Raw genomic sequence first — 22,643 nt, forward strand, 5'->3', positions numbered from 1 at the left:
TCAAAAAAATACTCACGCTCAAATGTACAAATCCTCGATGGCACCCGCCACGGGGATTTTCCCCTGCGCCAGCAGCGCCCGGTGTTTGTCCAGGCGTTTGAGGTCGTAGAGGTAGTTGACCATCAGGCCGCAAGACTGCTTCAAGCCCTTGGGTGATGGATCACCGCCCCAATTCAGTCGCTCCACACGCGCGCCATTGCCCAGGTGAAAACGCGCCACCGGGTCCAGCGGCCGGCCGTCGTCCAACTCGCGGCCCAGGTAGTGGGCGGCACAGCGTAACAGCAGGCGGCGCAGCGGCGACTTGTCGTTCAAGGCCAAGGCCTCGTCCGCAGCGGCCAGCACCTGCTGCGCGGTGGGCGGCGTCGCCCCCAGGGCTCGGCCCAGCAAGCTACGTTCTTTGTCATCGAGTTTGTCCAGCATCGTTCCCGCATTTTTCACCAGCCAGTGGCGAAAGCCGGGGATGGGCGAGAGGGTTGCAAAATGTTTGAGCCGGGGAAATTCCGCGTGCAGGGTTTCGACCACGCGTTTGATCAGTGAGTCGCCAAAACTCACACCGCGCAAGCCGGTCTGTGTGTTGCTGATGGAATAAAAAATCGCGGTCGTCGCTTTTGTCAAATCGGTCGGCGCGGCCGATTCATCGAGCAGCGGCATGATGTCGCCGGCCATGCCGTCCATCAGTGCCACCTCGACAAAAATCAGCGGCTCGTCGGGCATGCGCGGATGAAAAAAACCATAACAGCGGCGGTCGCTGTCGAGCCGGTTTTTCACATCGGACCAGCTCTTGATGTCGTGCACCGCTTCGTACTTGATCAGCTTTTCGATCAGCGAGGCGGGCGAATCCCAGCTGATACGACGCAGGTCCAGGAAACCCACGTCAAACCAGGTCGAAAACATGTACTCCATCTCGACATCCAGCGCCTGCAGGCGTTTGTCCGCCTTGAGCTGCGGCAACATGTCGGCCCGCATGTCCACCAGGAAACGAAAACCTTCGGGAAACGCGCTGAAACGCTGCAACAAACGCCGGCGCGGCGAGACGGTGGCGCGGCGATAACGCACCTCGGCCACGGCTTCGTCGGGCGTGCCCACGGCGGCGGCCAGTTGCGCCTGCGCCAGCTGGACTTTTTGCGTATCGGCGACGAACTGCTCGCTGATTAACAGCCACATGTCGCGCCGCTGGTCCAGCGTCGCCTTGGCGTACCAGCCGGCCACACCTTGGGCCCGGCGCCCGCCTTCAACCTCGCTGACCTGCGGATCCACAATCGCCTTCAACTCCTCCAGCGTGCGGCGCAAGACACGCGGCGACAGGGCTTCCTCTTTTTTCCGCAAGGTGGCTTTGAGGCGCTCGCGCGTGCTGCGGGCGGCCTCGCCATTCGCTACTGATTTAGTAGCTGTTGGCGCGCTCTCCACCTGGGCTGCAGGCACTTTTGATGCTGATTTGGCGGCTGGGCGCAGTTTGGAGACGCTGCGGGTGATCCACTCGGGGGCGCTCATGATGTGACCTTTGCTGCGGGGTGGTGGCGTGTGTCGGTGATGTTGATGCTGGTAGTGCGTCGATTCATGCCCTCGCCTCCCGACATATCCGGGCTGGCGCAAGGCGCAGGTGTCGGCGCCCTGATGGCATTCGCTTGCTGCCGATCCCCAGCCTTCTGCTGGGGCCCCTCGTCAGGTAGCTCATGCCAGCACCCGAGATTTCTGCGTACGTGCGAGTTCGCGCAGGGCTTCGCGCTGGCGGGTCAGGTGGGTGCGCATGGCGGCGTCTGCGCCTTCGCTGTCGCGGGCCTTGAGGGCGGCAAACACGGCCATGTGTTCGGCCAGGCTTTGCGCCAGCCGGCCCGGTGCGTGCAACTGCTGCGAGCGGGCGAGCTTGAGGATTTTGCGCAGGTCGGCAATCGCCATGGCCAGCCAGCGGTTGTTGGCCAGCGTGATGATGGCTTCGTGGATCGCGAAATTGGTGTCGTAATAGTCGTTGATACGCCCGGCTTGGGCATGGCTGTTGAGACGTTCATGCAAGGTCGTCAATGCGGCCAGGTCGGCATCGGTGGCATTGCGCGCCGCTTCATAAGCGCAACGCCCTTCCAGCAGGGCAATGACCGGAAATATATCGTCCAGGTCCTGCTCCGTCACTTCGTTGACAAAACAGCCGCGCCGCGGTTCGTGGCGCAGCAGGCCCTCGGCCGTCAAGACCTTGAGCGCTTCACGCAGCGGCGTGCGCGAGATCTGCAGGCTCTCGCACAAGACCACCTCATCAAGAAAACTGCCGGATGCATACACACCGGCAAAAATTTTCTCACGCAAGGTGGCGGCGGCTTCCTGGTGCAATGAGTTGGGAACGAGGCGCATGGTGTGGAGAGTTGTCGGCTATCCGTCTGGCCAGCACATCTGGCGCAACGACAAAACCGGGTTGGTTTTATTCCATCAAATTCAGGGACTGGCAGGGCTTGAACAATCTCATAATTTTCTGTAATTACGCGTAATTATGAACAAAAAAAGGACTGGGACACAAGCCTTTTTCTGGCCTGAATCCCCGTAAAAACCCGTGTTTGTGGATCCCAGCCAACACCATGGCCGCACCCCTTGATCCCGGCTGGACCACAAATCACTATCCAAAAGATAGCAACAAGTGTCCGACTGAAAAGGGCTAAGGCCGCTTATTGGCCCACCACCAGAGCCAGGCACCGGCCGCGATCATGGGCAGACACAACCACTGCCCCATGCTCATGCCCAGCGACAGGATGCCCAGGAAGTCGTCCGGCTCACGGAAAAATTCGGCGATAAAACGGAACACCCCGTAACCAACCAGAAAAGCCGCAGACACCTGACCGGTTTTGCGCGGCTTGCGGGCGTACAGCCACAGCAACACAAACAGCAGCAAGCCTTCCAGCAGGAACTGGTAAATCTGCGAGGGATGGCGCGGCAACATGGAGCCGCTTTGCGGAAACACCATGCCCCAAGGCAGATCAGGGCTGCTGAAACGGCCCCACAACTCGCCGTTGATGAAGTTGCCCACACGTCCCGCCGCCAGCCCCGTGGGCACACAAGGCGCAATCAGGTCCATCACCTGCAGCCAGGGCTTCTGACGGCTGCGCGCAAACCAGAGTTGCGACACCAGCACGCCCAGCAAGCCGCCATGAAAACTCATGCCGCCCTGCCAGACGGCCAATATTTCCAGCGGATGCGACAGGTAATACCCCGGCTTGTAGAACAGGCAGTAACCAATACGTCCGCCAATCACCACACCCATCACACCTAAAAACAAAATGTCTTCAATGTCCTTGCGGCTCCATGCGGCCGTGCCCGTCATCGAGACATAAGGCTCATGTTTCAGGCGGCGCAGCCCCAGAAACAGGAAGAGGCCAAAGGCAGCCAGGTAGGTCAGGCCGTACCAGTGAATGGCGACCGGTCCAAGCTGCAGCGCAACGGGATCAATGTGGGGATAAATGAGCATGGCGGTATTTTGCACGCAAGCGCCGTGGGCCCTGGCCAGCGCTGGCTCCGGCCTCACCCTGGATCGTTGGGGCGAGACCGAGGCAAGTCGATGGACTGCTCAATAAAAGCAATAAAGCGCGCCAGCGCAGGATTGGCGCTTTTGGCAGACCAGAGCAAGCTGGTCTCACAGCCGGGCACCCGATTTTTCGGCGCGCGTCGCGACGGCGCTGCCGAGGCTTGCGCCGACACGTTGCGGTAGACCACGCCCGGCCGCTGAAACTGCTGCACACTTTCAGGCACCCAGGCCACGCCCAGCCCGGCGGAGACAAGATTAACAATCGTCTGCATTTGAATCGCCTCTTGCGCCACCCGTGGGGACTCCCCGGCCGCGTGGTACATGGCGAAGATGGCGTCATACAGCGAAGGCACGATGCGGCGCGGAAAAATCACCAGCGGATGGCCCAGCAAATCTTTCAGCGTCAAACCAGTTTTGCTGGCCAGCTCGCTTTGCTCCGGCACGGCCATCACCAGTTGTTCATGCGAGATACGCTGGCTGGCCAGCTCCGGCGGCGCAAAACCGGGGGAATGCAACACAAAGCCGGCATCGATCTCCCCGCGTTCAAAAGCCTGGAGCTGCACGTCACCCGTGGCTTCGATCAGTTCAAGCTGCACACGTGGATGTTGCTCTCGAAAGGCCCTGACCCAGCGTGGCAGCAAATCGAAGCCGACGGTCGAAACAAAAGCCAGCCGCAGCCGCCCCGCCTCGCCGTCGGCGCTGGCACGCCCATAGGCGGGCAAAGCTTGGGCCCGGGCCAACAGGTCGCGTGCCTCGGGCAGCAGCGCCGCGCCGGCCGCCGTGAGCTGCACGCTGCGTTTGGTGCGGTCAAACAGCTTGAGCCCCAGCAAGACCTCCAGGTGGGCAATGGCCTGCGTCAGCGGCGGCTGCGTCATGTGCAGGCGCAGCGCCGCGCGGCCAAAATGAAGTTCTTCGGCCACGGCGACAAACTGGCGCCACAAGCGTAGTTCTATCCAGGGGGAGGCGGCCGTTGATGCAGGGTGACTCATATGCTGAGCATATTAATACAGCTCAAAAAATGGATTGGGACAAATGAGTCAAAGCACCCATAATCGTTGAGCAAATCACCAACTCCCCACGAGAGACACCATGGAAACCAAGACCATCACGCTCAACCCGCGCAGCAAAAACATCACCGAGGGCAAATCGCGCGCGCCCAATCGTTCCATGTATTACGCCATGGGTTACGAAGAAGCCGACTTCAAGAAACCCATGATTGGTGTGGCCAACGGCCACAGCACCATCACGCCGTGTAACAGCGGCCTGCAAAAGCTGGCCGATGCCGCCATTGCGGCGATTGAAGAAGCCGGCGGCAACGCCCAGGTCTTCGGCACGCCGACGATTTCCGACGGCATGGCCATGGGCACCGAAGGTATGAAATATTCGCTGGTCAGCCGCGAAGTGATTTCCGACTGCATAGAGACCTGCGTGCAAGGCCAGTGGATGGACGGCGTGCTGGTGGTCGGCGGCTGCGACAAAAACATGCCGGGCGGCCTGATGGGCATGTTGCGCGCCAACGTGCCTGCGATTTATGTCTACGGCGGCACCATCCTGCCGGGCACGTACAAGGGCAAAGACCTCAACATCGTCAGCGTGTTTGAAGCCGTGGGCGAAAACGCCGCCGGCCGCATGAGCGACGAAGACCTGCTGCAAATCGAGCGCCGCGCCATTCCCGGCACCGGCAGCTGCGGCGGCATGTACACGGCCAACACCATGTCCAGCGCCTTCGAGGCCCTGGGTATTTCGCTGCCCTACTCCAGCACCATGGCCAATCCGCACGACGAGAAAATGAACTCGGCCAAGGAATCCGCCAAGGTTTTGGTCGAGGCCATCAAGAAGGACATCAAGCCGCGCGACATCGTCACCAAGAAGGCTATCGAAAACGCCGTGGCCGTGATCATGGCGACCGGTGGCTCCACCAACGCCGTGCTGCACTTTTTGGCGATTGCCCACACCGCCGGCGTCGAGTGGAGCATCGACGACTTTGAACGGATTCGTCAACGCACGCCCGTGCTCTGCAATCTGAAACCCTCGGGCGACTACCTGGCTGTCGATCTGCACCGCGCTGGCGGCATTCCGCAGGTCATGAAAACCCTGCTGGTCGCCGGCCTGTTACATGGTGACTGCCTGACCATCACCGGCCAGACGATTGCCGAGGTGCTGAAAGACGTGCCCGATGCGCCGCGCGCCGACCAGGACGTGATCCGCCCCATCAACAAGCCCATGTACGCACAAGGCCACCTGGCGATCCTCAAAGGCAACCTGTCGCCTGAAGGCTGCGTCGCCAAAATCACCGGCCTGAAAAACCCGGTCATGACCGGCCCGGCCCGCGTGTTTGACGATGAGCAGTCCGGCCTCGCCGCCATCCTGGCCGGCAAGATCAAACCCGGTGATGTGATGGTCCTGCGTTACCTCGGCCCCAAGGGTGGCCCGGGCATGCCGGAAATGCTGGCCCCCACCGGCGCACTGATTGGCGCCGGCCTCGGCGAAAGTGTGGGCCTGATCACCGACGGCCGTTTCTCGGGTGGCACCTGGGGCATGGTGGTGGGTCACGTCGCGCCGGAAGCGGCGGCTGGCGGCAACATCGCCTTCATCAACGAAGGTGACTCCATCACCATCGACGCCAAACAACTGCTGCTGCAACTCAACATCAGCGACGCCGAACTGGCCAAACGTAAACAGGGCTGGAAAGCACCGGCGCCGCGTTACACCCGCGGTGTACAGGCCAAGTTTGCCTTCAATGCCTCCAGCGCCAGCAAAGGCGCGGTGCTCGACGACTATTGATGTTGTTGGCTGAGCGCTAAAACAAAAAGCCCGTGGGTCACAGACCTCACGGGCTTTTTATTGGGTGGCGCAGCGGCTATTCGCCACCGGCCATCCGGATGTTTATTTCCGTTTCTTGAGCATGCCCATGGCACTGCGCTGTTTGTCGATGCGGTCCTGCTTGCGTTTGTCCATTTTTTCCATGGCTTTTTTTTCGGTGTAGCCGGATTTATCCGCCCACCACCACCAAAGCACCGCCAGGCCAAACGGTGCCAGCACCACCCACCAGCTCCAGGCGGCGACCGGCCCGATTTCCAGATATTTCAGCAGCAGGCCGATGACGCCGATCAGTAAAAAAAACATGAATCACTCCTGAAAATCCAATGGAAACCCTTTGTCAGCAGGGTCAACCCACACCACTACAATGACGTTGATTGAATGTAACCGAATCCAAATTTAAAACTCTTTCCACGAGGCGAACAATGAAACGTGTATTTTTGGCAATTGCTACCCTGGCCGCCGGCGTTGCGGTGTCCACACCGGCCCTGGCTGACCTGCAATTGGCCACGGCCAAAAACTGCATGGCCTGCCATGCCGTGGCGACCAAGCTGGTCGGCCCTTCGTTCAAAGATGTGGCCGCTAAATATGCGGGACAAAAAGACGCGGTGGACAAACTGTCCGCCAAAATCATCAAAGGCGGCTCCGGCGTCTGGGGTCCCGTGCCCATGCCCGCCAACGCCCAGGTCAATCCTGACGAATCCAAAAAATTGGCTGCCTGGATCCTGACGCAAAAATAAACCTCGGCTTCCTGCACAAAAAAGCCCGTTGCTACAACGGGCTTTTTTTATGGCGGCCAGGAAAGTCCTGGCAGGGCTATTTACAGGTTTTCCGAGAGCTGATCCAGGATGGCTGGATTTTCCAAGGTCGAGGTGTCTTGTGTAATCGCTTCGCCTTTGGCGATACCGCGCAACAGGCGACGCATGATTTTGCCGCTGCGGGTTTTCGGCAAGTTGTCGCCGAAACGGATGTCCTTGGGTTTGGCAATCGGGCCAATTTCCTTGCCGACCCAGTCGCGCAACTCCTTGGCGATTGCTTTGGCTTCGTCACCGGTGGGCCGTGAGCGCTTGAGCACCACAAAAGCCACAATCGCCTCACCCGTCAAATCATCGGGTCGACCCACCACTGCGGCCTCGGCCACCAGGGCGGAATGGGACACCAGCGCCGACTCGATCTCCATCGTGCCCATACGGTGGCCGGACACATTGAGCACGTCGTCGATACGCCCGGTGATGCGGAAATAACCACGGTCGGTGCTGCGCACGGCGCCGTCGCCAGCCAGGTAAATCTTGCCGCCCATTTCTTCGGGGAAATAACTCTTCTTGAAACGTTCGGGGTCGTTCCAGATGGTCCGGATCATGGCCGGCCAGGGACGTTTGACCACCAGCAGGCCGCCGGAGCCGTTGGGCAAGTCCTTGCCCACTTCATCGACGATAGCGGCCATGATGCCGGGCAGCGGCAAGGTGCAGCTACCGGGCACCAACGGCGTCGCGCCCGGTAGCGGCGTGATCATGTGACCGCCGGTTTCGGTTTGCCAGAAGGTGTCAATCACCGGGCAGCGTTCGCCGCCCACGTGTTTGTAGTACCACATCCAGGCTTCGGGGTTGATGGGCTCGCCCACCGAACCGAGAATGCGCAGGCTGCTCAGGTCGGAACGCGCCGGGTGCACTTTCTCATCGCCTTCGGCCGCCTTGATCAGCGAACGGATCGCGGTCGGTGCGGTGTAGAAAATGCTGACCTTGTGTTTTTCGATCATCTGCCAGAAACGGCCGGCATTCGGGTAAGTGGGAATGCCTTCAAAAATCACCTGGGTCGCGCCGGCCGCCAGCGGGCCGTAAGCCACATAGGTATGACCGGTGACCCAGCCGATGTCGGCGGTGCACCAGAACACATCCTCGGGCTTGATGTCAAAAGCCCAGTCCATGGTCAGCTTGGCCCACAACAAATAACCGCCTGTGCTGTGCTGCACACCTTTGGGTTTGCCGGTGGAGCCGGAGGTGTACAAGATAAACAGCGGATGTTCGGCACCGACAAACTCCGGCTCGCAGGTGGTCGGCTGGCTGCCGGCCACCTCATGCATCAGGCTGTCGCGCCCGGCCACCATATTGCAGGCCGTGGCCGTGCGCTGATAAACGATGACGTTTTTGATGGACTCGCAGCCGCCCATGCCAATACCTTCGTCGACAATCGCCTTTAGCGGCAATTCCTTGCCGCCGCGCAGCTGGTAGTTGGCGGTAATCACCGCGACGGCGCCTGCGTCCTGAATACGTTCTTGCAGACTCTTGGCCGAAAAACCGCCAAACACCACGGAGTGGGTGGCACCAATACGTGCGCAGGCCTGCATGGCCACCACACCCTCCACGGTCATCGGCATGTAGATGATGACGCGATCGCCCTTTTGGATGCCCATGGCCCTGAGCGCATTGGCAAACTGGCAGACCTTGGCGTGCAACTCTTTGTAGGTAACGTTGCTCACCTGGCCATCATCACTCTCGAAAATGATGGCTTTTTTGTTTTCGGTGGCCGTGCCGAGGTGGCGGTCCAGGCAGTTGTACGAGGCATTGAGTTCGCCGTCGGCAAACCACTTGTAAAACGGCGCGTTGGACTCGTCCAGTGTCTGGGTGAACGGTTTTTTCCAGCTCAGATTTTCACGCGCCAGCCGGGCCCAGAAGCCTTCGAAGTCTTTTTCGGCTTCATCACACAAGGCCTGGTAAGCGTCCATGCCCGAAATGCGGGCGGACTTGACCAGCGCCGGGCTCGGGAAAAAGACCCGGTTCTCAACCAGAGTGGATTCGATGGCAGATAAAGGCGCGCTCATGGTGACTTGTCTCCTGGGGTTGTGGTGCGGTGCGACGAATGTCAATGCGGCTAATGTCATAGTCAGCACTTACAGTCCACTGACTGGCTTGAAGCTTACAAGTTTAAGCCGCCTCGCGGGCTCTCGGGCGGCACGCCTACAATTCGCAGCACCCGAACTACCCCTTCCTCTATGTCAGAACCCCAAGTCACTCCACCCAAAGCTTCGCCGCTGCGCCCTATTCCCAACTTCATCTTCGCCAGCCGCTGGTTGCAGTTGCCGCTTTACGTCGGCCTGATCGCGGCGCAAGGTGTGTATGTGTTCCATTTCCTGGTGGAATTGCTGCATTTGATCGAGGCGGTCTTCGGCAGCCAGACGGCGCTGCAGGCCTTAGTCACCAGCATCGGCTACAAGACCGCCGTGCCTGTCACGACCTTGAACGAAACCGTCATCATGCTGGTGGTGCTGGCGCTGATTGACGTGGTCATGATCTCCAACCTGCTGATCATGGTGATTGTGGGCGGCTACGAAACCTTTGTCAGCCGTATGAACCTGGAAGGCCACCGCGACCAGCCCGAGTGGTTGAGCCATGTGAACGCGTCCGTGCTCAAGGTCAAGCTGGCGACCGCCATCATCGGCATCAGCTCGATTCACCTGCTCAAGACTTTCATCAATGCGGACAATTACACAGACAAGGTCTTGATCGCACAAACGGTGATTCATATCGCCTTCCTGTTTTCAGCACTGGCCATTGCCTACACCGACAAAATCATGTCGGGCATCGCGGCCCGAGACCACTGAAGCACAGGTCAAGTCTGGCGCCATCCCGCCGCCTTGACCAAATCATGCTCAAAAGTTATAATCAACTGCTTAAAGCAACCAACAAGTAATTTTGTTGGCCGGTGTTGCACTACTCGCGGATCAACCAGAATCCCGTCGCGGTGCAAGACCTCTCCGTTAGGCCCAGGCCCGACAACCGGCCGGTTTACCGGCCTCCCGATGCCGCGTCGCGTTCACCAGACCAGCCCCGTTCACCTTGATCGGATGCGCTGATCCGGATTGAACGTTGGACAGGCTCTGGCTTCGTCAATTTGTCGTCTTCAGTGCCTTCCGGCGGCCTTGCGGCTTTGCCGGACGAACTGCGTCTGGCCCAAGCACAAGGCCGATGGCGTGGCTGCGGTTCGCAGCAGTCGTCATTCATGGCGGCGCTTTGTCCACTCTTCTTAACAAGGAGCCCCAAGCGCATGGCAAAAGAAATTCGCATCGACCACGTCTTCAAGGTTTTCGGCGACGAGCCTGAACACGCCATGGCCCTGGTTCGCCAGGGTCTGAGCAAGCAAGACATCCTGGCCCGTACCGGCCACGCCATCGGTGTGTTCGACGCCAGCTTCACCATAGCTGCCGGTGAGATTTTTGTCATCATGGGCCTGTCGGGCTCGGGCAAATCCACCCTGGTGCGCATGCTCAACCTGCTGATTGAACCCACGGCAGGCCGCATTCTGGTCGACGGCCGCGACATCGGCGCACTGAGCGACGCCCAGCTGCGCGCCCTGCGTCGCAAGGACATCAGCATGGTGTTCCAGTCATTCGCGCTGATGCCACACATCACTGTGCTCGACAACACGGCCTTCGGGCTGGAACTGGCCGGCGTGAACCGGGCCGAGCGCCATGCCCTGGCCGCCCAGGCGCTGGAACAGGTCGGACTGGCCGGCTGGGGCGCCAGCTACCCGGACGAGCTGTCGGGCGGCATGCAGCAGCGTGTGGGCCTGGCGCGCGCGCTGGCGTCCGATCCGTCCATCCTCCTGATGGACGAAGCCTTCTCCGCGCTGGACCCCATCATCCGCACCGAAATGCAGTCGGAACTGCTGCGCCTGCAAAAAGTAAAACGCCGCACCGTGGTCTTCATTTCCCACGACCTGGACGAAGCCATGCGTATCGGCGACCGCATCGCCATCATGAAAGATGGCCAGGTGGTGCAGGTCGGCACACCGGATGACATCCTGCGCAACCCGGCCAATGACTATGTGCGCAGTTTTGTGCGCGGCGTGGACGCCTCGGCCGTGTTCAAGGCCGGCGACATCGCGCGCAAAAGCCAGGTGGTGGTGTCCGAACATCCCAACCGCGGCTCACGCGCCGCACTCAAGATGCTGGAAGACCAGGACCGCGACTACGCCTATGTGGTGGACCCGTCGCGGCGTTACCTCGGCATGGTTTCGTCCGACTCGCTGCGTTCAGCGCTGGATGGCCACAACGGCCCGCTGGGTCTGGCGCCAGCCTATCTGCCCCATGTGCGCCCGATTGGCTGCGACGAGCTGGTCAGCGGCCTGTTTGGCCAGGTGGCCCAGGCCCCGTTTGCCGTCCCGGTGCTCACCCCGGACGGCCGCTTCGCGGGCGCTATCAGCAAGACCACTTTGCTGAAATTCCTGGACCGCGACACCCCGCACGTGCCGGCGCAATAAGCCAGAAAGACCGACCATGAACGAATTCCAAACGACCGATTCCCTGCCCGCCCTCGACAGCGGTTTTCCGACGGTGGCCCCCGCGGCCATCGATCCCTGGGCCACGCCAGCCACCGCCACCAGCCTGCCCGAAGTGGCTGCCGATCCCTGGCAAAACATGGGTGCCGACAACAGCAGCGACTGGCTGGATGCGATCCCTGCGCCTGACGTCAACCTGGACGCCGTGAGCGGCTTTCAGTTCCAACAACTATGGGATGGCTCCCTGCCGCTGGAAAGCTGGATCAACCAGGGCCTGAGCTGGGTGGTGCTGCATTTCCGTCCCTTCTTCCAGACCGTGCGTGTGCCCATCGACAGCACGCTGGGCAGCGTCGAAGGCCTGCTGCAAGGTGTGCCCGCGCTGGCCATGATTGCCATCATCGGTGTGCTGGCCTGGCAGTTTGCCGGCCGCGCCCTGGCCATTGGCACCACCCTCTCGCTGCTGCTGGTGGCCATGCTGGGCATCTGGCCCGAGGCCATGGTGACACTCTCGCTGGTGCTGACCTCGCTGGTGTTTTGCCTGGCCGTGGGCCTGCCGCTGGGCATTCTGCTGGCCAGCAGCGACCGCGCGCAGCGGCTGGCCCGCCCCCTGCTGGACGCCATGCAGACCACGCCGGCTTTTGTTTACCTGGTTCCGGTGGTGATGCTGTTTGGTATTGGCAATGTGCCGGGTGTGATCGTCACCATCATCTTCGCGCTGCCGCCGCTGGTGCGCATGACCAACCTGGGGCTGCGCCAGGTCCGGCCCGACCTGATCGAGGCGGCCCGCGCTTATGGCGCCTCGCCGTTCCAGTTGCTGACCAAGGTACAGCTGCCGCTGGCCATGCCGTCCATCATGGCCGGCATCAACCAGACCCTGATGCTCTCGCTGTCCATGGTGGTGATTGCGTCCATGATCGCCGTGGGCGGCCTGGGGCAGATGGTGCTGCGCGGTATTGGCCGCCTGGATATGGGCCTGGCCACGGTGGGCGGCCTGGGCATCGTGCTGCTGGCCGTCACGCTGGACCGCATCACCCAGTCCATGGGCAAGCCACGCCGCGGCGTGCGCCACTGGTGGCAAACCGGCCCGGCCGGCCTGGCGCTGGCGCTTTTGCAACGCAGCAGCGTAGCGGCCAACAACACGTCGCAGAACAACGACGCGGCAGCGCAGCCGACCCACGTGGCCAGCAATGCCTGATCAGACAGGTCACCGATTTCATTGGTACCTCTCCTTTCAACCCACTCAAAAGGACTTATCCGAATGATGAACATCCGCAATGTCGCACGCACCCTGCTCGCCGGCGGCCTGCTGGCCCTGGGCCTGGCGGTGCACGCCACCGCCGACTTGCCCGGCAAGGGCATCAAGGTCCAGCCGCTACAAAGCGCACTTGGCGAAGAAACCTTCCAGACCCTGCTGGTCAGCCGTGCGCTGGAAAAACTCGGCTACGACGTACAAGCCATCAAGGAAGTCGAGTACCCCACGGCCCACCTTGCAGTGGCCAACGGCGATGCCACCTTCATTGCCAACCACTGGAATCCGCATCACGCCGAGTTTTACAAAAGCGCAGGCGGCGACGCCAAGATGACGCGCAAGGGCATTTACTCGGCCGGCGCGGTTCAGGGCTACATGATCGACAAGAAAACCGCCGACCAGTACAACATCACCCGTATCGACCAGCTCACAGACCCGGCACTGGCCAAGCTGTTTGACACCACCGGCGACGGCAAGGCCAACCTGGTGGGCGCCAGTGCCGGCTGGGGCGGAGAAGCCGTGATCGAACATCAACTCACCACCTTCAAGCTGCGCGATACCGTGGCCTACACGCAGGGCAACTACCCGGCGCTGATCGCCGACACCGTGACCCGCTTCAAGGAGGGCAAACCCGTCCTCTACTACGCCTGGACGCCCTACTGGCTGAGCAACGTGCTGCGCCCCGGCAAAGACGTGGTTTGGTTGGAGGTCCCGTTTTCGGCCATGCCTGAGCTGCAGGCCGGCACCGACACGCAGCTGGCCAACGGCAAGAACTACGGTTTCCCGGTGAACAACGAGTACATCGTGGCCAACAAGGTGTTTGTGGAAAAAAACCCGGCCGCCGGCAAATTGTTTGAAATCATGACGCTGCCTATCGGCGACATCGGCGCGCAGAACAAGCGCATGCATGACGGTGAGAACAAGCGACAGGATGTGGAGCGCCACACCGATGGCTGGATCAAGGCCCACCAAAAGGTGTTTGACGACTGGATCGCGCAAGCGCTTCTCGCCGCAAGAATTTAAGCCAAAACAGGCGCTGCCTCCCGTCTACAAAGCGCAAGCAGCTATTTAATTAATAGCACTTTGCAGAACCTTGTTGAAAGCGCTATGGACCTGCCGCAAATCGCCCTCAAGCAGTGGTGGGCCCAGGCGTTATCAGCGCCAGATCCTGGGGCGCATTCGGAAAATCGGCCAACCGCGAGCCGATGCGATGCAATTTCTTTTCCCGCGAACGCCGGCTCCGGCCGACGTATGCCCCGGGCGCCTCAGGCATTGCTGCTGAAAGCGCCATGAAGCGCGCCGACAGCGCGCCGTGGCGCTCGCGCCCTTCACCCAGCGCGGCCAGCAAGGCCTGCGCGGCAGCCACCACCGGATCCTGAGCAGGCAGCTGCGCCAGTTCGGCGCGCAGGGCCAGCAAGTCGGCGCCCAGATTCAACGAAGTCACTGCGACGACGCCGGCCGGATGCTTGTCGTAACCCGCCGAGGAAGTCCGCAATACCAGACGCAAGGCCCGGTGCAAGGCGCGCGCGCCAGAATCCTTCGGACGGAGGCTGCCGGCTCACGGCCAGCTGATGGAGGTCCCGAATGATGCCTTGCATCACATCATGCAGACGGCGCCTGGGGCCCGTGGGCAGCAGCAGATGCAAGGCCGCAGCCGCCATCACCGCACCGATCAAAGGCCCTGGCGCCACACGCAAAAAGTGCTCGCTGCTCATGGCAACCGGCAACGACGGCGCCGTGATGAGCAGAAACACCATGCTGTAGTCCATGCCCAGGCCAACGGTGCGGCGGTCGTTCAGCAGCAAGGCGCCCAGGTAAATAAAGGGCGCCAGCACCAGCAAGAGTGTGGGCAGGGTATGGACATGAGTGAGCAGCAACAGCCCACACAGCAAAGCCGCCACCGTCCCCATGGCCGTCCCCTTGACGGCCCGGATGATGCTGGTCTGCGGCGCCTCAAAAGTCGCAAAGATCGAGCTCAGCATGGAAGCCCCCATCATCGCCATCAGGAACAGGGGCCAACCCGTCCCCACCCAGGCGCCGCCCAGAACTGCCACCACCAGCAAGGTGCGAACACCGCTGCGCAGCGCATCCGGCCAGTTTCTGACGGCGACCAGTGACGGCCCCTGGCGCGCAAGCGCATGGCTGGCGGGGGACTCGGGGCGCTGCAGGTCGGCCACCACCGCGATCAGGGCGGCACGCCAGTCCAGCAGGCATTTTTTCAGCTCATCAGGCAAATGGCCCTGCGCCGCCAGCCAGTCATCCAGCGCCTGCAGCAAGGCCTGAGCACTCGGCTCGGTGACCTGCAGCCGCGCCCGCAAACAGCTTGTGGCTGCCGTTTGTGCCCCCGCCGTCGCCAACGCGTCGGCCAGGGCTTGCGCCAGCGCCATGGCGTTGAGCAGCGAGGCCAGCAAATGCCGCACATGGCGCCGCTCCTGGCGCACCGACGCAGCGCCGGAGTCGCCCTGGTCGCATTGACCGTCAATGACGGCCATGTCCGACATCACGCGGGACGCCAGCGCCGTCGTATTTTTTTGGCTGGCGTTGGCCGACAACAGCGCCGCCATCCAGCGGTTGGCTTCCCCCGCCGTTCGTTCAACCCGCTGACGCAACAAACCCAGGTCACCATCGGGTGTCCAGAGCCAGGTCAGCAGGGTCGAGGCCGCAATACCCACCAAAATGCAGGCCACCCGCGAGGCCGCCATGTCATTGATCTGTTCCGGGTGGTGAACCGCGACCACCATCACCAATGGCGCGGTATAGCCCGCCAGCACGGCCGCATAGCCGCGAAAACCGGTCAGCAGATTGGCCACCAGCGAACAAGCACCGCCCCACAACGCCAGCACCAGAACACAAGCCAATGGGCTATAGGCGTACAAGTGCAGGACGGGAATGGACACCAGCGCGCCCACCAGCGTGCCGGCCAGGCGCGACAAGGCCTTGCCGACCAGCATGCCCCGCGTAGGCTGGGCCACGGCCCACACCGTCATGGCGGCCCAATAAGGACTGTCAAGCTGGAGCAAGGCGGCCACCGCAAAAGCCAGCAGCGCAGCCACGGTACCGCGCAGCGCGCGCATGACGACCACCCGATCCGGGCGCGGTAAAAAAGCAAATGATGGAGTCGACGCCATGAGCAGCTTGCCTGGATTGGGGGCCATGTGTGGTCACACCCACCCAGCAAGTAGTACACTAGTAAATATCTCATTAGTGTACTACTTATGTCAAGCACTCACAAAACCTCAGGTCAGGAAGCGACCGTGCACGAACATCGCCTCGCGCGGATTTGTGCGCGTTACCCGGCCTACCCGCAGCAAATCGCTTCGGTGGTGCGCAACGCCAAACTGATCGCCAGACGCATCAACGATCGCGCCAATGCCGTGCTGCAGCCCTGGGGCCTGAGCCACACGGAGTTCAACCTTTTGATGATGTTGTACGGCGCCGAAGACTACGCGCTGAATCCCTCACTGCTGGGCGATGCCGCCGTCGAAAAGTCGGCCAACATCACCCGCCTGACCAACCACTTGTGCGACAAAGGCCTGATCCAGCGCAACGCCAGCAAGCAGGATCGCCGCAAGATTTCCGTGAGCCTCACGCCACAGGGCTTGCAGTTGCTGGAGGACGCACTTCCGGCTGTCAGCAGCGATCTGGAAGAACACGGCCAGGGCCTGACACAACGCGAACTCGCCCAGCTCGATCGTCTGCAGAAAAAATACCTGGTGCAACTGGATGTCCACCCAACGGCGTCGCTCCCCTCAGCCTGACACAGGCACGACGGGTCATCGGCCGCCAGTCGCCGCCTTTCCTGAACGCGCCCCTCAACGCCCCGTCATCTGTGCGGGCACCACCCACTGGTCGAACTGCTCGGCCGTCACGTGGCCTGAGGCGATGGCGGCCTCACGCAGGCTGGTGTTTTCCTTGTGCGCCTTCTTGGCGATATAAGCGGCCTTGTCGTAACCGATGTGCGGATTCAGCGCCGTGACCAGCATCAGCGAGCGATCCACCAGCTCGGCGATACGGTCGCGGTTGGGCTCTATGCCCACGGCGCAGTGGTCGTTGAAACTCGACATGCCATCGGCCAGCAGACGCACCGACTGCTGGAAATTGTGGGCAATCATGGGGCGAAACACATTCAGCTCGAAATTACCCGAGGCGCCGCCCATGTTGATGGCCACGTCGTTGCCGAACACCTGGCAGCACAACATGGTGACGGCTTCGCTCTGCGTCGGATTCACCTTGCCCGGCATGATGGACGAGCCGGGTTCGTTTTCGGGAATCGACAACTCACCAATGCCGCTGCGTGGCCCACTGGCCAGCCAGCGCACGTCGTTGGCGATTTTCATCATGCTGGCGGCCAGGGTCTTGAGCGCGCCATGGGCGTGCACCAGCGCATCACACGACGCCATGGCTTCAAACTTGTTGGGCGCGCTCACAAAGGGCAAACCCGTCAGGCTGGCCAGCTCGGCCGCGACCTGTTCGGCGTAACCCTTGGGGGCGTTCAGGCCCGTGCCCACGGCTGTGCCGCCCAACGCCAGTTCATACAGATGCGGCAAGGCGTCGCGCAGATGTTTTTCGCCGTGTTCCAGTTGGGCCACGTAACCGGAAAATTCCTGGCCCAGGGTCAGCGGGGTGGCGTCCTGCAAATGCGTACGGCCTATCTTGACGATGCGCTCAAAGTCCTGCGCTTTTTGCGCCAAGGTACCGCGCAGCTTGGCGATGGCGGGCAGCAGCTTGTGCCGGATGGCGTCGACCGCCGCCACATGCATGGCCGTGGGAAACACGTCGTTGGACGACTGGCTGCGATTCACGTCGTCGTTCGGGTGCACGCGTCTGCCCTCGCCGCGTGCGCCGCCCAGCAGTTCGCTGGCGCGATTGGCCAGCACCTCGTTGACGTTCATATTGGTTTGTGTGCCCGAGCCGGTCTGCCAGACCACCAGCGGAAACTCGCGGTCATGGTGGCCGGCAATCACCTCGTCGGCCGCGGCCACAATCGCCTGCGCCTTGTTGTCGTCCAGCAGGCCCAGCGCCAGGTTCACCGTGGCCGACGCACGTTTGACCTGCGCCAGCGCGCGGATGATCTCGCGCGGCTGCTGCTCGCCGGAGATGTCGAAGTTCTGCAGCGAACGCTGGGTTTGCGCGCCCCACAATCGTTCGGCGGGCACTTTGATGGGCCCAAAAGTGTCATGTTCTGTACGGGTGTCTGCGGAGCTGCTCATGGTGTGCGCCTGACCTGTCAAAATAGAGGGTTGAAGTTCCCAGCATAGCCGTAAATAAAAGCAATTCCCATTGAGTGGGACTTGCACCACCTCACGAAAAGCCATGACCACGACCATCAAACAAGCCGACCTCATCGAATCCGTTGCCGCCGCCCTGCAATTCATCAGCTACTACCACCCGGCCGACTACATCGCCCACCTGGCGCGCGCCTACGAGCGCGAGCAAAGCCCGGCGGCCAAGGACGCGATTGCACAAATCCTGACCAACAGCAAGATGAGCGCCACCGGCCAGCGCCCTATCTGCCAGGACACCGGCATCGTCAACGTGTTTCTCAAAGTCGGCATGGACGTGCGCTGGGAAGGTTTCAGCGGCAGCATCGACGACGCCATCAACGAAGGTGTGCGGCGCGGTTACAACCACCCTGATAACACGCTGCGCGCCTCGGTCGTCGCCGACCCGCAGTTCGACCGCAAAAACACCAAGGACAACACACCGGCCGTGATCTTCACGGAAATCGTACCGGGCAACAAACTGGACATCACCGTCGCAGCCAAAGGCGGCGGCAGCGAAAACAAGAGCAAGATGGCCATGCTCAACCCCGGCGACTCCATCGTCGACTGGGTGCTGAAAACCGTGCCGACCATGGGCGCCGGCTGGTGCCCGCCCGGCATGCTGGGCATAGGCATAGGCGGCACCGCCGAAAAATCCGTGCTGATGGCCAAGGAAAGCCTGATGGACGACCTGGACATGTACGAGCTGCAGGCCAAGTCGTCTTCCGGCGCCGCACTGACCAAGGTCGAGGCGCTGCGCCTGGAACTGTTTGAAAAGGTCAACGCGCTCGGCATCGGTGCGCAAGGCCTGGGCGGCCTGACCACCGTGCTCGACGTCAAGATCAAGATGTACCCGACCCACGCCGCGAGCAAACCGGTGGCCATGATCCCCAACTGCGCGGCCACGCGCCACGCCCACTTTGTGATGGACGGCAGCGGCCCGGTCTACCTGACCCCGCCCTCGCTCGATACCTGGCCCGACGTGAACTGGACGCCCGACTACGTCAAGAGCCAAAAGGTGGATCTGAACACCCTGACCAAGGAAGAAGTCGCGAGCTGGAAACCCGGCCAGACACTGCTGCTCAATGGCAAGATGTTGACCGGCCGCGACGCCGCGCACAAACGGATTGCCGACATGCTGGCCAAGGGCGAAAAACTGCCGGTCGACTTCACCAACCGCGTGATTTATTACGTCGGCCCGGTCGATCCGGTCAAGGGCGAAGCCGTCGGCCCGGCCGGCCCGACCACCGCCACCCGCATGGACGGTTTCACCGAGATGATGCTGGCACAAACCGGCTTGATCTCCATGGTCGGCAAGGCCGAACGCGGCCCGGTCGCGATTGAAGCCATCAAGAAACACCAGAGCGCCTACCTGATGGCCGTCGGCGGCGCGGCTTACCTTGTATCCAAGGCCATCAAACACGCCGAAGTGGTGGGTTTTGCCGACCTGGGCATGGAAGCGATTTACGAGTTCGACGTGGTCGACATGCCGGTCACCGTGGCGGTCGATTCGGGCGGCACCAGCGCCCACATCACCGGCCCGGCCGAGTGGCAGAAAAAAATCGCCACAGGCGAGTTCAAGGGCATTGCGGTTGCCGCAGCCTGAACCTGCAATGCCACAGGCCCCTTCCCTAGCAAGCAGGGGCCGCGGAACCGGCTTCGCCGGGCCGCAGGCGCAGCGGACCCCTAGGGGCTGGAGCCTGCGGCTCCAAAGCTGCTTGAGCAGCTTTGGACAGGCGACAGAGGCGAAGCGTCTCGCGAGCCGCGGCCTGCAAGGCCTCGGGAGCTACACGCAGTGAGCGACCGTGGGGGCCACATCGGCGTTTTCGACAGCGGCATAGGCGGTCTCAGCGTTTTGCAAGCGCTGCGCCACGAGTTGCCGCACGACAACTTCATCTACATCGCCGACAGCGGCCATGCGCCGTATGGCGAGCGGGACCACGCCCATGTGTTGGCCCGCTCGCGCGCCCTCAGCGCTCACCTGGTCGCGCAAAACATCCAGGCGCTGGTGATTGCCTGCAACACCGCCACGGCGGCGGCCATTGACCAGTTGCGTGCCGAACACCCCGGCTTGATCATCATCGGCGTGGAGCCGGCGCTCAAGCCGGCGGCGGCGCTCAGCCAGACCCGGCGCATCGGGGTGATGGCCACACGCAGCACCCTGGCCAGCGCCCGCTTCAAACGGCTGCTGGACACACTGGCCAATCAGTCGGATCCCGCCGAGTTTGTGCTGCAGCCCTGCGACGGCCTGGCCGATGCCATCGAGCACAGCCTGACGCGCGAGGACGATGCGCAAAATGCTACTGAAATAATAGCTGCTTGCGCCCGTCACACGGAGGTTGTGGGCCAGTTTGGCTTAAATCCTGGCGAGATCGACACACTGGTGCTGGGCTGCACCCATTACCCGTTTGCCAGCGAGGCCTTGCGTGCGCTGATCGGTCCCGATGTGGTGTTGATAGACACTGGTGCACCTGTGGCGCGCCAGACCCGCTTGCGGCTGGAGGCTGCCGCTCTACCTGCCGATGTCGTGGCGCCAGGCACAGGCCAGGTCCAACTGCTCAGCACCGGCCAGACCACCACCTTGCAGGCCGCGGCCCAGCGCTGGCTGCAGCTGGACACCCCCGTTCAGTCGCTTCATTTTTGATAGCTGACTGCGCCCGTCCCTAAAGGGCTAGATGCCTTTTTTATATGTAAAAATGGGCAAAACGGGTTCAGCACCCACCCCGCCCACGCGTCAGGACAGCAAACCTGTGGACGCATCCAGAATCGCCACCGCACGGGTCCAGCCGGCGGAGGCCGCGCGCACTTTCACCGGGAAACAACTGATGATGAAACCGTGCGGCGGCAAGACTTCCAGGTTGTGCAATTTCTCCAGGTGGCAATACCCGATGTCGCGCCCGGCCTTGTGCCCTTCCCAGATCAGGCTGTTGTCACCGGTTTGCGCAACTTTTTCTTTCGTGTAAAGAAAAGGCGCATCCCAGCTCCAGGCGTCGGTGCCGGTCAGGCGCACACCACGCTCCAGCAAGTAAAGCGTGGACTCGCGGCCCATGCCGCAACCGGCGTTGATGTAGTCGGCATGCCCGTAACGTTCACCCGCACGGGTGTTGACCACCACGATGTCATTCGGCGCCAGCGTGTGGTTGATGCGTTTGAGCTCGGCTTCCACATCGGCGGCGGTAGTCACGTAGCCGTCGGGGAAATGGCGGAAGTCCAGCTTCACGCCGCGCGCAAAACACCATTCCAGCGGCACCTCGTCGATGGTCCAGGCACGCTCGGGCTGGCCACTCGCGTGGTTCATGGTCGGGTGAAAGTGGTACGGCGCGTCCAGGTGGGTGCCGTTGTGTGTGGTCAGGGTCACACGTTCAACCGCCCAGCCGGCCGCATCCGGCAAGTCTTCCGCCTTGAGTTGCGGAAAAAAACTCTGGATGCGCGGAATGGTTTCCTGGTGGCCCAGGTATTCAATCCGCGGGCGGGCGATGTCGGGGTCGCTCTGGATGTCGTTTTCCAGAGGCATGGAGATGTCGATGAAACGGGTCATAAATCGCCTGCCCTCAGTTTTTCTCGATGTTCAATCCGGGCACCAACTCGGCGTGAACCTTGTAGGTGGTCTGAATACGCGCCTTGAACTGTTTGGCCGACAAATACTGCGGCGTCTGCAGCAGGCCGCTGATGCCTTGTGCAAACGAGGGCGAGGCCACGACTTTTTTGCAGATGGCTTCCAGCTCGGCCAGCACCGGCTTGGGTGTGCCCGCAGGCGCATACACACCGTTCAGGCCAGGGCTGATCGCCGGGTAGCCGAACTGCGTGATGATGGGCGCGTCCGGCATGGCGGGGTGTTTCTTTTCCGACAAGACGGCCAGCACGCGCAGGTTTTTGCCCGCCAGCGAGGAAATGGCGGGCACCGCGAAATCAATCGAGCCACCCATCACATCGGTCAGCACCGGACCGTCGCCACGGTAAGGAATGCCGTTGAACTTGATGCCGCTGCTTTTTTCGATGGCGGCGATGGACAAGTGCGGCACCGACGCCGGACCGGCATGGCCGTAAGAGATGGCACCCGGCTTGCTTTTGGCCAGGGCGATCAACTCGGGCAGGGATTTGATCGGCGAGCTGTCCTTGACCGCCACCGCAAACACGTTTTCAAACACCTGGCAAACCGGCTCGATCTGGTCGTTGGTGAAGGGCATCTTGGCGTTCACAAACGGCGAGTTGGTCATGGGAGAAGCCGGCGCAAAACCGACGGTGTAACCATCCGGCTTGGCCCTGGCCATGGCGGTGAAACCGACCACGCCGCCCGCGCCTTCCTTGTTCAGCACCACCCATTGCTGGTTGGTGACCTTGGACGCTTCGGCCGCATACACGCGGGCGATGGCGCTGACACCACCGCCCGCGGCATAAGGCGTGATCAGTTCAACCACGCGGGAAGGATAGGCCTCCTGGGCGCCGGCCGGCGACATCAGGGTCATGGCGGCAGCGGCAACAGCGGCCCATTGAAGTGGGCGCAGGGATGAAGGTGTCATGAGGTCTCCTGTAAAAG

19 protein-coding genes are annotated in these 22,643 nt (G+C 61.8%); 9 read left to right on the top strand and 10 right to left on the bottom strand.

The genetic code is table 11. From position 1 onward, the window contains the following. Positions 1 to 18: 18 nt before the first annotated feature. From R6254_RS11295 to R6254_RS11310, 4 genes are all read right to left on the bottom strand, one after another. Entirely contained in the window at positions 19 to 1,491 is a 1,473-nt protein-coding gene (locus R6254_RS11295; RefSeq protein WP_318406854.1) for a malonyl-CoA decarboxylase, read from the bottom strand. 180 nt (positions 1,492 to 1,671) lie between these two features. Continuing rightward, the gene (locus R6254_RS11300) at positions 1,672 to 2,340 is read right to left on the bottom strand and encodes a GntR family transcriptional regulator (protein WP_318406855.1); all 669 of its coding nucleotides are present in this window, start codon (positions 2,338 to 2,340) and stop codon (positions 1,672 to 1,674) included. Positions 2,341 to 2,638: 298 nt separating this feature from the next. After that, positions 2,639 to 3,445 (bottom strand): prolipoprotein diacylglyceryl transferase, encoded by an 807-nt coding sequence (lgt, locus tag R6254_RS11305; protein ID WP_318406856.1) that lies wholly within the window; start codon positions 3,443 to 3,445, stop codon positions 2,639 to 2,641. 53 nt (positions 3,446 to 3,498) lie between these two features. Then, complete coding sequence (locus R6254_RS11310; protein ID WP_318406858.1) at positions 3,499 to 4,491, bottom strand: LysR family transcriptional regulator; 993 nt, start codon at positions 4,489 to 4,491, stop codon at positions 3,499 to 3,501. A 100-nt stretch (positions 4,492 to 4,591) separates the two neighbouring features. Between R6254_RS11310 and ilvD the strand changes: the two genes are divergently transcribed. Further along, positions 4,592 to 6,286 (top strand): dihydroxy-acid dehydratase, encoded by a 1,695-nt coding sequence (gene ilvD, locus R6254_RS11315; RefSeq protein ID WP_318406860.1) that lies wholly within the window; start codon positions 4,592 to 4,594, stop codon positions 6,284 to 6,286. A gap of 102 nt (positions 6,287 to 6,388) precedes the next feature. Here the strand turns inward: ilvD and R6254_RS11320 are convergent, their stop codons facing one another. Continuing rightward, entirely contained in the window at positions 6,389 to 6,628 is a 240-nt protein-coding gene (locus tag R6254_RS11320) for a TIGR04438 family Trp-rich protein (RefSeq protein ID WP_318406861.1), read from the bottom strand. 119 nt (positions 6,629 to 6,747) lie between these two features. Between R6254_RS11320 and R6254_RS11325 the strand changes: the two genes are divergently transcribed. Next, on the top strand, positions 6,748 to 7,062 hold the full coding sequence (locus tag R6254_RS11325) for a c-type cytochrome (protein WP_318406863.1): 315 nt from the start codon (positions 6,748 to 6,750) through the stop codon (positions 7,060 to 7,062). A gap of 80 nt (positions 7,063 to 7,142) precedes the next feature. Here the strand turns inward: R6254_RS11325 and acs are convergent, their stop codons facing one another. Beyond that, positions 7,143 to 9,140: an acetate--CoA ligase gene (gene acs / locus R6254_RS11330; RefSeq protein WP_318406864.1), complete on the bottom strand. Its 1,998-nt coding sequence runs from the start codon at positions 9,138 to 9,140 to the stop codon at positions 7,143 to 7,145. A 171-nt stretch (positions 9,141 to 9,311) separates the two neighbouring features. Here acs and R6254_RS11335 point away from each other — a divergent pair, with 171 nt between their 5' ends. The 4 genes from R6254_RS11335 to proX all read left to right on the top strand — a co-directional run bounded on the left by R6254_RS11335 (position 9,312) and on the right by proX (position 13,868). Beyond that, positions 9,312 to 9,920: a YqhA family protein gene (locus tag R6254_RS11335; RefSeq protein ID WP_318406866.1), complete on the top strand. Its 609-nt coding sequence runs from the start codon at positions 9,312 to 9,314 to the stop codon at positions 9,918 to 9,920. A gap of 443 nt (positions 9,921 to 10,363) precedes the next feature. Further along, positions 10,364 to 11,578 carry a glycine betaine/L-proline ABC transporter ATP-binding protein ProV gene (gene proV / locus R6254_RS11340; RefSeq protein ID WP_318406868.1) on the top strand — a complete coding sequence of 405 codons (1,215 nt, stop codon included), beginning with the start codon at positions 10,364 to 10,366 and terminating at the stop codon, positions 11,576 to 11,578. Positions 11,579 to 11,594: 16 nt separating this feature from the next. Next, positions 11,595 to 12,791 carry a glycine betaine/L-proline ABC transporter permease ProW gene (proW, locus tag R6254_RS11345; protein WP_318406869.1) on the top strand — a complete coding sequence of 399 codons (1,197 nt, stop codon included), beginning with the start codon at positions 11,595 to 11,597 and terminating at the stop codon, positions 12,789 to 12,791. A 63-nt stretch (positions 12,792 to 12,854) separates the two neighbouring features. After that, complete coding sequence (proX, locus tag R6254_RS11350) at positions 12,855 to 13,868, top strand: glycine betaine/L-proline ABC transporter substrate-binding protein ProX (protein WP_318406871.1); 1,014 nt, start codon at positions 12,855 to 12,857, stop codon at positions 13,866 to 13,868. Between the two features lie 305 nt (positions 13,869 to 14,173). On the opposite strand, the gene R6254_RS11355 is transcribed toward proX, so the two are convergent. Continuing rightward, the gene (locus R6254_RS11355) at positions 14,174 to 15,973 is read right to left on the bottom strand and encodes an FUSC family protein (protein ID WP_318406873.1); all 1,800 of its coding nucleotides are present in this window, start codon (positions 15,971 to 15,973) and stop codon (positions 14,174 to 14,176) included. A 126-nt stretch (positions 15,974 to 16,099) separates the two neighbouring features. Between R6254_RS11355 and R6254_RS11360 the strand changes: the two genes are divergently transcribed. Then, the gene (locus R6254_RS11360; RefSeq protein ID WP_318406874.1) at positions 16,100 to 16,603 is read left to right on the top strand and encodes a MarR family winged helix-turn-helix transcriptional regulator; all 504 of its coding nucleotides are present in this window, start codon (positions 16,100 to 16,102) and stop codon (positions 16,601 to 16,603) included. Positions 16,604 to 16,657: 54 nt separating this feature from the next. Here the strand turns inward: R6254_RS11360 and fumC are convergent, their stop codons facing one another. Then, positions 16,658 to 18,055 (bottom strand): class II fumarate hydratase, encoded by a 1,398-nt coding sequence (fumC, locus tag R6254_RS11365; protein WP_318406875.1) that lies wholly within the window; start codon positions 18,053 to 18,055, stop codon positions 16,658 to 16,660. Between the two features lie 103 nt (positions 18,056 to 18,158). Here fumC and R6254_RS11370 point away from each other — a divergent pair, with 103 nt between their 5' ends. Next, entirely contained in the window at positions 18,159 to 19,712 is a 1,554-nt protein-coding gene (locus R6254_RS11370) for a fumarate hydratase (protein ID WP_318406876.1), read from the top strand. A 189-nt stretch (positions 19,713 to 19,901) separates the two neighbouring features. Continuing rightward, a complete protein-coding gene (gene murI / locus R6254_RS11375) occupies positions 19,902 to 20,750 on the top strand; it encodes a glutamate racemase (protein ID WP_318406877.1) in 849 nt (282 codons plus the stop codon). Between the two features lie 90 nt (positions 20,751 to 20,840). Here murI and R6254_RS11380 read toward each other — a convergent pair whose 3' ends face one another. Then, complete coding sequence (locus tag R6254_RS11380) at positions 20,841 to 21,644, bottom strand: cyclase family protein (RefSeq protein ID WP_318406878.1); 804 nt, start codon at positions 21,642 to 21,644, stop codon at positions 20,841 to 20,843. A gap of 13 nt (positions 21,645 to 21,657) precedes the next feature. Continuing rightward, entirely contained in the window at positions 21,658 to 22,626 is a 969-nt protein-coding gene (locus tag R6254_RS11385; protein ID WP_318406880.1) for a Bug family tripartite tricarboxylate transporter substrate binding protein, read from the bottom strand. Between the last annotated feature and the right edge of the window lie 17 nt (positions 22,627 to 22,643).

The organism is Polaromonas potterensis (assembly GCF_033446725.1).
Classification (GTDB): Bacteria; Pseudomonadota; Gammaproteobacteria; order Burkholderiales; family Burkholderiaceae_C; genus Polaromonas.

Excerpts from the sequence above, each read along its gene's own strand:
- R6254_RS11295 (WP_318406854.1), bottom strand. The coding sequence starts at position 1,491 with ATGAGCGCCCCCGAGTGGATCACCCGCAGCGTCTCCAAACTGCGCCCA.
- R6254_RS11300 (WP_318406855.1), bottom strand. The coding sequence starts at position 2,340 with ATGCGCCTCGTTCCCAACTCATTGCACCAGGAAGCCGCCGCCACCTTG.
- lgt (WP_318406856.1), bottom strand. The coding sequence starts at position 3,445 with ATGCTCATTTATCCCCACATTGATCCCGTTGCGCTGCAGCTTGGACCG.
- R6254_RS11310 (WP_318406858.1), bottom strand. The coding sequence starts at position 4,491 with ATGAGTCACCCTGCATCAACGGCCGCCTCCCCCTGGATAGAACTACGC.
- ilvD (WP_318406860.1), top strand. The coding sequence starts at position 4,592 with ATGGAAACCAAGACCATCACGCTCAACCCGCGCAGCAAAAACATCACC.
- R6254_RS11320 (WP_318406861.1), bottom strand. The coding sequence starts at position 6,628 with ATGTTTTTTTTACTGATCGGCGTCATCGGCCTGCTGCTGAAATATCTG.
- R6254_RS11325 (WP_318406863.1), top strand. The coding sequence starts at position 6,748 with ATGAAACGTGTATTTTTGGCAATTGCTACCCTGGCCGCCGGCGTTGCG.
- acs (WP_318406864.1), bottom strand. The coding sequence starts at position 9,140 with ATGAGCGCGCCTTTATCTGCCATCGAATCCACTCTGGTTGAGAACCGG.
- R6254_RS11335 (WP_318406866.1), top strand. The coding sequence starts at position 9,312 with ATGTCAGAACCCCAAGTCACTCCACCCAAAGCTTCGCCGCTGCGCCCT.
- proV (WP_318406868.1), top strand. The coding sequence starts at position 10,364 with ATGGCAAAAGAAATTCGCATCGACCACGTCTTCAAGGTTTTCGGCGAC.
- proW (WP_318406869.1), top strand. The coding sequence starts at position 11,595 with ATGAACGAATTCCAAACGACCGATTCCCTGCCCGCCCTCGACAGCGGT.
- proX (WP_318406871.1), top strand. The coding sequence starts at position 12,855 with ATGATGAACATCCGCAATGTCGCACGCACCCTGCTCGCCGGCGGCCTG.
- R6254_RS11355 (WP_318406873.1), bottom strand. The coding sequence starts at position 15,973 with ATGGCGTCGACTCCATCATTTGCTTTTTTACCGCGCCCGGATCGGGTG.
- fumC (WP_318406875.1), bottom strand. The coding sequence starts at position 18,055 with ATGAGCAGCTCCGCAGACACCCGTACAGAACATGACACTTTTGGGCCC.
- R6254_RS11370 (WP_318406876.1), top strand. The coding sequence starts at position 18,159 with ATGACCACGACCATCAAACAAGCCGACCTCATCGAATCCGTTGCCGCC.
- R6254_RS11380 (WP_318406878.1), bottom strand. The coding sequence starts at position 21,644 with ATGACCCGTTTCATCGACATCTCCATGCCTCTGGAAAACGACATCCAG.
- R6254_RS11385 (WP_318406880.1), bottom strand. The coding sequence starts at position 22,626 with ATGACACCTTCATCCCTGCGCCCACTTCAATGGGCCGCTGTTGCCGCT.